Raw genomic sequence first — 7,936 nt, 5'->3', positions numbered from 1 at the left:
CGGCACCTGCACCACCTGCCACCAACCCCTGCCCAGAACAACCCCCACCAGCCAGAACCCGAGAGCCAGAGCAACTTAACGGAGTCCTACTAGGCCTGTCACCACTGGCCTACCGTCACGCCCACAACGCACCGGAGCCTATGACGGCACAGTGACCACCCAGCCGGGCCATGGCCGCGACAACACCCCACCAATCGCCCGGCGCATCAAGTGACCCACGCAAAGGAAGGCGCGAGACTCGTGGCGCTCACCCGGGGGATCCGGTGCTGGACGTTGGCCATGGCGGCCACTCGCCCGTGTCGAGCCACGGTGCCGCGGTGGCGGACAACAGGCTTCGCTGATCCTGGGCGAGCTGGGAATAATCCAGGACAACGGCCGCTGAGGACAACGACGAAGTGGCAGATCGGGTTGTGGTCGGGGTCGTCCTCGCCCTCGTGGTACCGGGGCTCGCCCAGCGGGGTTCGGCCGTCGACGTGGACCTGGCCGTCGGCGGTGAGCCTCTCGTACCGGGTGACGCACCAGGTCGACTCCACCCATACGGCGACGACCGTGTCCGGGTCGCCCGTCACGACGCGGCCCCCGGGCGCAGACCGGTTCCGGCTTCGTGGGCGCGGGCGAGCAGGGCGTTGACGGCGAGCGCGGCCGCGGGGTCGGAGTCGGGCAGCCGGTTGACGGCGGCCTGCTCGTCCTCGCTGAGCGAGTCCAGCAGGCCGGTGCGGGCGAGGGTGCGCAGCAGGGCGTGCCGCAGGACGTCGGCGGCGAGGGCGGCGCGGCGGGCGGCTTCGGCTTCCTCCTCCTGGCGGCGCTTGTCGTTCTCCAGCTGCTTCGCGCGTTCGCGTTCCGCGTCGGCGGCGAGCTCGTCCTGGACCATGGTGTCGGTGTCCGGGTCGTACGTGCCGCCGAAGGTGGCGAGCAGCTGCACGATGCGCGTCCACTCTGCGACTTCGGCCGGGCCGCGCTCATCGCCGGCCAGGTCCTCGCGGTGGCGGTCCATGTGCTGCTGCAGCTCGGCTTCCTCGAGGGCGGCAGCAGCCCCCGTGTGGGTCATGCCGCGGGCACGCCGTCGGACCGAGCAGCGGCCGATCTTCGCGTAGTCGACCGGCTCGCGGGGCGCGGCCGCCCGGCCGGCGGGGACGTGCGGCCGCCGGTGGGATCGGGGTGCGGAGGTGCTCACACGAGCCTCCCAATCGTGGCGGGAATCGAACGGATGCCGGGCCCGCAGCGCGTGGCGTGCTGCGGGCACAGCACAGTGAGCCGAAGCACGGTAGATGTCACCTTCGGCGTCGGCTGACCTGCGGCTTCAATCGGGCAAAGCATGATGGTTGTCACCAGGGCAGCACGCAGTCTGCCACCAGCAGCGCGCAAAGCAGGATCGGCGTCACCAGCTCCGGCGCGCTCCACCAGTCGCCTGAACTGCCCAGCAGCCCCGGGGGACGAGTAAGTCCGAAGTCTCCGGCGCGGCGTGGCATCCAGGCGCTCCGAGTCCCGGCCCGGACCCGACAGCGTCGTGCAGGCGAATGGCCGCTCGGACTCAGGGAACACCCGGACCCGCAGTATTACCTGCCGCACGGCCTGGCTACTCTTCACTGCCATGCACATACCAAACACACAGCGGATGCTCAGGGTTCACCTGGCGGTCGGGCTCACCCTAGGATTACTCCTGATCATGCTGGCGAGAGCACAGCCGGCCGCGGCGGCCAGCACCCTGGACCCGATATCCGACCCCGGCAAGATGACCCTCACAGCCGGGGACTTCGCGTCTCGATGGCGCGCCATCGACGCCGTCGAGGCGAGCGGCAAGGTGACTGCGTACAACTCGCTGGCGCCCCTGCTCAGCGGGAGCGGGCACAGTGGCCGCCCGTACCTGTGCCACGGCAACCAGAACCTCAACACGTCCTACCGAGTCGACGGCTTCTGCTGGGAGCAAGCGGACGACACCACCGGCGACTGGGTGCCCCAGGGCATCACCGGATCGCATGACGCCCAGCCCGACGGCAAGTGGCTCGACAAGTACGTCTATATCGCGTCCTGGCACAGCAGGAACACCGGCAGCAACGAGTTCGCCCGAATCTCCGTCGTGGACAACGACGGCGGAGACCACACGATCTACAACCACATCATGCTGGTCGATCCCTATATGGAGACCCAGACCACGGGGAACTTCCAGGCCGTGGGCGCCGCCGGCAGCCCGTTCGCCGGTCACGCCGACGGCATCGCCTGGTACGGCAACAGGCTGTTCGTGGCGAGCGGACACCAGATCCAGGTCTACGACCTGCGCCACCTGTGGCGGATGTCGGACAACACGCGCGAATCCGTCGGGATCAGCGACGGCAAGTCCTCCGCTCGTTGGCACAACTGGGCCCTGCCCATGATCGGTTTCTACGACAACGGAACCAAGGGCGATCCCTGCACGGACCTCAACCCGTGCATGACCTCCCTCAGCCTCGACCGCACCGGTACCGACGGGCTCATCACGTCCGAGTTCCGCCGTTCGACGGGCGGCGCCCCGATCGTGCGCTGGCCACTGAACGCCGCAGACACGCTGCTCGACACGGACGGCACGACCAATTACGAAGGCACCGTCCACGCCACAGCCGGCTACCGGACCCCGGTCTGGGGGGTGCAGGGAGCGGCGACCGACGGCACATACTTCTACTTCAGCGGCACCTGCCCCGAATACGCGGACCGGGACCCCAATGACCCGGCGACCGCCGACCTTCCGTACTGCATCCACTGGGCAAAGCCCGGCAGCGCGCCGCACGTGCTCACGTACGGCCCTCCGCTCATCCAGAACCTCTCCTGGGCCCCCTCCTCCGGCCGTCTGTGGGGCATCAATGAACGCATAGCCCCGGCGCCGGGGGTCCGTTCGGTGTTCTCCCTCGACCCGCCCAACTGAATCCGTCCGACTGAATCCGTCCGACGGCCCCCGGTCCGAAATCCGGGGGCCGCCACGCTCACCTGGGCTGTGGTCCCCTCGTGCCCCATCCCGGAGTTCTGGTGACAACAAGGCTGCCTCGGTGACTCGGTGACAGCTATCGTGCTTCGGCTCAAGCACAGGTTTATAGCAGCTCTGAATTCCGTGCTCCTAAAGCCTTATTTCCAGCCACTCAACGTCCTTGAATTCCACGTGCAGGCCCGCGCGGCCGCCTCCTCCTACGCGGAAATAGGCGTCCGCGAGGGCGTCCGCAACCAGCTTGCGCAGATCGTCGTCCGTCGTACCGCCCTGCTGCGCGGCCAGGATCCGGTCGGCGTGCGCGGGGGAGACAGCCGCACTGATGTCCCGCATCCGGCCCGTGTCCGAGGTCCCTTCCGGCCCGAACCCGAAGTACGCGCGGCAGGATATGACGAGCCCTCTGGTAGTGGCCGCGCGCTGCCTCGCCTGCGCCATGAACTGGGGTTGCCACTGTGACTCGGTCTCCTCCCCCAGAGCCGCCTGCAGGCGTTTCCTGGGCCTCCTGGAGGTGCCCGAGAGGTAGCGCTCCACGGTGCTGCGGGAGACGCCCAACTGCTCGGCTACGGCCTGCGTGGAGCCTTTGGCGCGCGTGCAGAGGAATTTCATCTGGGCTCGCGGGGATTTCGGTGCGGGACGGGTGAGCAGGGCGCGTTCCGCGCGTCTGAGACCGCGTTTGAGATCTCCGTTGCCCCGTGCCTTCGCTGATCGTTGGTCCTGGCGTGACTGGTGGGGGCTATCCGTCGGACCTGTCGGATGAACAGTGGGCGCTGGTCGAGCCGTTGCTTCCGCCTGCGCGGGTAGGGCCGAAGGGCGGCCGGCGCGAGAAACACCCACGGCGTCGGATCGTGGACGCGATCTTCTACGTGGTCCGGACCGGGTGCTCCTGGCGGCAACTGCCGAAAGACTTCGCCCCGTGGCCCACGGCGTACTGGTACTTCACCTGGTGGCACGACGACGGCACGGTCGGCCGCATCCACAACGCCCTGCGGGACCAGATCCGCGAGGCAGACGGCCGTGACGTCGAGCCGAGCGCGGGCCTCATCGACTCGCAGTCGATCCGCACGGCCGACACGGTCCCGGCTGTCACCAGGGGCTTCGACGCGGGCAAGAAGGTCAAGGGCCGGAAGCGGTTCATCGTGACCGACACCCTCGGTCTGATCTTGGCCGTCCACGTTGTCGCGGCCAACGTCCAGGACCGCCACGGCGCCAGGCACCCACTGCTGTGGACCCGCCTGGACCACCCCAGCGTCCGCAAGATCTGGGCCGACCAGGGCTTCGCCGGCCGCCTGGTCGACTGGGCAAGAGAGACCCTCGGCCGAGAACTGGAGATTGTCCGCAAGGACCCCGGCCAGCGCGGCTTTCGGGTCCAGCCCAAGCGCTGGGCCGTGGAGCGCACGTTCTCGTGGCTCATCGCCAACCGGCGGTTGGCCAGGGACTACGAAACGATCCCGGCCCACTCCGAGAGCATGATTCGATGGGCGATGATCGGCATCATGGTCCGGCGGCTCACGCGAGGCCGCCCTTCAACCCGTCCGGGCCGACGCCCTCTCACTCGCCGACTTCCAAGCGAATCCGGCTAATCCGGGCAAGGCACGCTAGGTCGTGCTGCGACCCTCGCGTTCAGGGGATCCGGGCGGGTAGTCGGTGGGGAGCCACGTGCCGACGCTGAAAATGCGGGTGCGTAGCAGGTCGGTGTCGGGTTTCAGGAGGCGGCTCGGGGTGTGCTCGTCCAGGTCGAGCCAGGACTGCACCACACGCTTGCCCTCCGGCTGGTTGAGGTTGGCGATGACGCAAGTCAGCGCGCCCTGCACGAGGTGAGAGCCCGCCAGCGTGGTCCACACCTGCAGGGTGACGGGGGCGAACAGGCCGACTCGGGTGACGATGTACCGCTCCTCCGGCACCGCCGCGTCCCAGTCGAAGTGGGTGTCAGCGAGGGGGTAGGGCGGACCGGTTATCGCCAGGCGCTCCATCACCGCCTCGGGATCGTGTGCCACGAGGGCCCACTGGGCCTCGCCGCACAGCGTCTCGAACGGATTGCCGAGGAAGCGGGCGAACAGGTCGAGGGGCTTGTACCTCTGGACGAATGCCGCGAAGTGACCCTCGCTCGCTATCCCAGGGACGTCGTCAAGGGCGTCAGGCATGGTGAGCGGGCTATTCCTTCCGCCGTGCGATGAGGGATCTCGATACCTCCAGCGGCGGCAGCTTCTCACGCCTGATCATGATGGGCAACGCGGCCGGGCAGACCTGACTTGCCCCCGGGCCAGACTCCGCGTTTGGCGCACCACGAGGCATCGCGGTAGATCTCAAACGGGTCTGAGGCTGTCGAGGATCATGTCCCGGAGCCGGGCGGGCTGCTGCATGGTGTGCTGATCATCCATACCGAGCAGAGTCGGCCGGGTCACCTGTGGACAGAGGACGGCGGGCGGCGGGGATCATGGGGCACCGGTCACAGGAGGAGCGCGGGTGCGGCTGACGATCGATACCGAGACGGACACGTACGAGCAGGCGATAGCCGCCGTCCAGGCCGCGTACGGGCTGCGGCCGGCTGTTCCCGATGCCTGGCGGGATGCCCCGGCCGTGGATCCTCGCCCCGGTCCGCAGGACCTCGCCGACGACGCCCTGCCTGGCGGCTGGACGGATCAGCTGCTGTTCCGTGTGATCGCCGCGCTGGTGCCCGGGGCCCGGGCGGTGCTGCGCCGGGTCACCGAGCTGGGCGGTACCGCCTCCTACGACGATGTCCAGCGGTACTTCGCCGGACATCCGTCGACGCCGATCGTGCCGTCGACGATCGGCGGCACGCTGACCAGCGTCAAGGCGCTGCAGCGCCGCTTCGGCCCCGCCGGTGTCGGCCCGCTCCTCCAGCGGGACGAACGAGCCCGGCGCTATCACATCGACGACGGACTCGTGGTCGGCCTCCAGCGCGCCTTCGCCCTGGCTGACGTCCGCCGCGACCTGCTGCGCGACGGGTCGTCCGGATCAGCCGCCTGACCGCGGTCTGGGAAACGGTCCTGTGCTGCGGATCAGTGGGAGCCTTCGATCGCATCGAGCTGCTGGTCCAGCCACACCAGGTCGGGGTGGCTCAGGAGCTCGGTGAGGACGTGCTGCCGCATCTCGTGGATGTAGGCCTCGGTCAGCTCCTGCGGCGTGACGGCGAGGCCCTTTGCCACGTTCGCCGTGGTCGCCTCGTCCAGGCCGTCGGACAGGGCGATGGCGGCCAGGATCAGGATCGAGGCCTGCGTGTCGTGTGTAGTCAGGTCGTACCCGGCCAGCCGGGCACGGTCCAGCAGCCAGTGGGCGAACGCGCTCTTCGCGATGCGGTCCCGGGGCACGGGCGTCTCCCTCCATTGGGCCGGGCAAGCCGGCGGGGTCTTCGTCGACCAGGACGAGCCCCTGGTCGTGGTGCCGTACATAGGGGCCCGCACAGGGCCGTTCCCGCGCTGTGGTCACGCTGATCGGTGACAGGTCGAATGTGATCGCTAGCGGACGCGTCATGCGCCAGCGGTCCGGCACATCGGGCTGCCGGCGGTGGAAGTCGAACTACTATCCGGTCGTGACGTACGACTTTCCCGACGATCTCCTCCAGAAGCAGCGCGCCCTCACTCAGGTACGCGCCGACCTCGACTCCCTGCTCACGACGCTGCCGTACTCCGTGGAACCAATCGAGGCCTGGGCACGGCCCGAGGGCTACTGGCTCGCCACCTCACCCGCCCGCCCGGACTCGCCCGGCTGGACGCAGGAGGAGCAGCAGGTCGCCGAACTGCGGTACCGGGAGCGCGACCTCGCGGGCAAGATCGTCACGGACGCTTTCTGGAGCACGGTCGACGCGGGCAAGCGGCCCGAGGCCCGCAGCGCTCTCAAGCACGCCCTTGAGGAGAAGGAGAGCAGCGAGGCCGCGGCGTAGCACGGCGCCAGGAGCTAGACCGGGCCCCCGTTCAGCCGGCGCCCGTCCAGAGGCCGCCGGGCTCCCTGACAGTGGCGCGGAACCTCTCGATCGTGGCCCGCACGTGTGCCGCCTGGTCCCATTCCAGGCCGTACTCGCCGGTGGGCGTACGGCGGTTGTGCACGAGGTGTTCGGCGATCTGGGCAACGTCGTTGGGCGCTGCGAAGACCCGGTGCAGCGCGGCGATCGGCCGGGACGGGGTCGCGATCTCCGGGCTGACTCCGATCAGGGCGGAGGACCAGCCGGTCTCCTCCTCCCACCGGAAGCGGAGACCGCCGGGACCGGCGGTGCGGCTCATGTCCCAGACGAGCACGATGTACATCGTGTCGCCGTGCTGGGGGTAGGTGCGGTCGGCGCTTCCACCTTGATCGTGGACACCGGTTGTCATACAGCGATGGCCAGCGTAGTTGATCTCTGTTCGAAGACGACCGGCGCGAGGTAGCCGATTGTGGAGTGCCTGCGCCGGTGGTTGTAGAAGCCGAGCCAGCGGAAGACTGCGAGCCGGGCGCCTCGTTCGGTCGGCCAGCCGCGCCGGTCGGGCAGGATCTCCCGCTTGAGCGAGGCGAAGAACGACTCCGCCGCGGCATTGTCCGCCGAGGTGCCGACCGCTCCCATCGACCGGCGGATGCCAGCCCGGTGGCAGGCGTCGGCGAACGCCTTCGACCCGTAGTGGGCACCATGATCGCTGTGAAAAATGACGTCGTCCACCCGGCCGCCGCGAGTGCGGACAGCCGCGTTGAGCGCGTCGATGACGAGTTCGGCCCGCATGTGATCGGCCATCGACCAGCCCAGTAGGCGACGGGAGTACACGTCGATGACGGTGGCCGAATACAGGAACTTCCCGCCGGCGATGGGCAGATAGATGTCGCCGATCCAGGCCCGGTTGGGGGCAGCTGCGGTGAAATTGCGACGCAGAAGATCGGGTACCGCCTGGGCGGCAGGGTCCGGAATGGCAGTTCGGTGTCGGCGTTTCAACGTCCGCCCCTGAAGGGCGTGTTGGCGCATGAGCCGTTCGACACGTCTGCGGTTGACGACCACGCCGC

Annotated in this window: 10 protein-coding genes; 4 read left to right on the top strand and 6 right to left on the bottom strand. The window is 68.8% G+C overall.

The window, feature by feature from the left end; translation table 11 throughout:
- Positions 1-565: 565 nt before the first annotated feature.
- Positions 566-1,174 carry a hypothetical protein gene (locus ACIRR9_RS55615; protein ID WP_403769650.1) on the bottom strand — a complete coding sequence of 203 codons (609 nt, stop codon included), beginning with the start codon at positions 1,172-1,174 and terminating at the stop codon, positions 566-568.
- A 492-nt stretch (positions 1,175-1,666) separates the two neighbouring features.
- Between ACIRR9_RS55615 and ACIRR9_RS55610 the strand changes: the two genes are divergently transcribed.
- The gene (locus ACIRR9_RS55610) at positions 1,667-2,896 is read left to right on the top strand and encodes a hypothetical protein (RefSeq protein WP_403769647.1); all 1,230 of its coding nucleotides are present in this window, start codon (positions 1,667-1,669) and stop codon (positions 2,894-2,896) included.
- A gap of 189 nt (positions 2,897-3,085) precedes the next feature.
- Here ACIRR9_RS55610 and tpg read toward each other — a convergent pair whose 3' ends face one another.
- A complete protein-coding gene (tpg, locus tag ACIRR9_RS55605; RefSeq protein WP_403769644.1) occupies positions 3,086-3,787 on the bottom strand; it encodes a telomere-protecting terminal protein Tpg in 702 nt (233 codons plus the stop codon).
- Here tpg and ACIRR9_RS55600 point away from each other — a divergent pair.
- Positions 3,673-4,533, top strand: coding sequence for an IS5 family transposase (locus ACIRR9_RS55600; RefSeq protein ID WP_403769641.1), 861 nt, complete (start codon positions 3,673-3,675; stop codon positions 4,531-4,533). The two genes, tpg and ACIRR9_RS55600, sit on opposite strands and share 115 nt — an antisense overlap.
- A gap of 15 nt (positions 4,534-4,548) precedes the next feature.
- Here the strand turns inward: ACIRR9_RS55600 and ACIRR9_RS55595 are convergent, their stop codons facing one another.
- Positions 4,549-5,094, bottom strand: coding sequence for a hypothetical protein (locus ACIRR9_RS55595; RefSeq protein ID WP_403769638.1), 546 nt, complete (start codon positions 5,092-5,094; stop codon positions 4,549-4,551).
- A gap of 322 nt (positions 5,095-5,416) precedes the next feature.
- Between ACIRR9_RS55595 and ACIRR9_RS55590 the strand changes: the two genes are divergently transcribed.
- On the top strand, positions 5,417-5,941 hold the full coding sequence (locus ACIRR9_RS55590; protein ID WP_403769635.1) for a hypothetical protein: 525 nt from the start codon (positions 5,417-5,419) through the stop codon (positions 5,939-5,941).
- Positions 5,942-5,973: 32 nt separating this feature from the next.
- On the opposite strand, the gene ACIRR9_RS55585 is transcribed toward ACIRR9_RS55590, so the two are convergent.
- The gene (locus tag ACIRR9_RS55585) at positions 5,974-6,282 is read right to left on the bottom strand and encodes a hypothetical protein (RefSeq protein ID WP_403769632.1); all 309 of its coding nucleotides are present in this window, start codon (positions 6,280-6,282) and stop codon (positions 5,974-5,976) included.
- Positions 6,283-6,503: 221 nt separating this feature from the next.
- Here ACIRR9_RS55585 and ACIRR9_RS55580 point away from each other — a divergent pair, with 221 nt between their 5' ends.
- Positions 6,504-6,854: a nucleic acid-binding protein gene (locus tag ACIRR9_RS55580; RefSeq protein WP_403769629.1), complete on the top strand. Its 351-nt coding sequence runs from the start codon at positions 6,504-6,506 to the stop codon at positions 6,852-6,854.
- A 31-nt stretch (positions 6,855-6,885) separates the two neighbouring features.
- Here the strand turns inward: ACIRR9_RS55580 and ACIRR9_RS55575 are convergent, their stop codons facing one another.
- Entirely contained in the window at positions 6,886-7,281 is a 396-nt protein-coding gene (locus ACIRR9_RS55575) for a hypothetical protein (protein ID WP_403769626.1), read from the bottom strand.
- A partial coding sequence (locus tag ACIRR9_RS55570) for an IS3 family transposase (protein ID WP_403769623.1) occupies positions 7,278-7,936 on the bottom strand: 659 nt, incomplete at its 5' end. The genes ACIRR9_RS55570 and ACIRR9_RS55575, both read right to left, overlap by 4 nt.

This window comes from Streptomyces sp. NPDC101234, from assembly GCF_044767525.1.
GTDB lineage: Bacteria > Actinomycetota > Actinomycetes > Streptomycetales > Streptomycetaceae > Streptomyces > Streptomyces sasae.
The sequence above is the reverse complement of the archived record's forward strand: the minus strand, read 5'-3'. Positions and strand labels throughout refer to the sequence as shown.

What these genes read in the sequence shown, in the direction of transcription:
- ACIRR9_RS55610 (WP_403769647.1), top strand. Translation starts at nt 1,667, where the DNA reads ATGCTGGCGAGAGCACAGCCGGCCGCGGCGGCCAGCACCCTGGACCCG.
- ACIRR9_RS55595 (WP_403769638.1), bottom strand. Translation starts at nt 5,094, where the DNA reads ATGCCTGACGCCCTTGACGACGTCCCTGGGATAGCGAGCGAGGGTCAC.
- ACIRR9_RS55575 (WP_403769626.1), bottom strand. Translation starts at nt 7,281, where the DNA reads ATGACAACCGGTGTCCACGATCAAGGTGGAAGCGCCGACCGCACCTAC.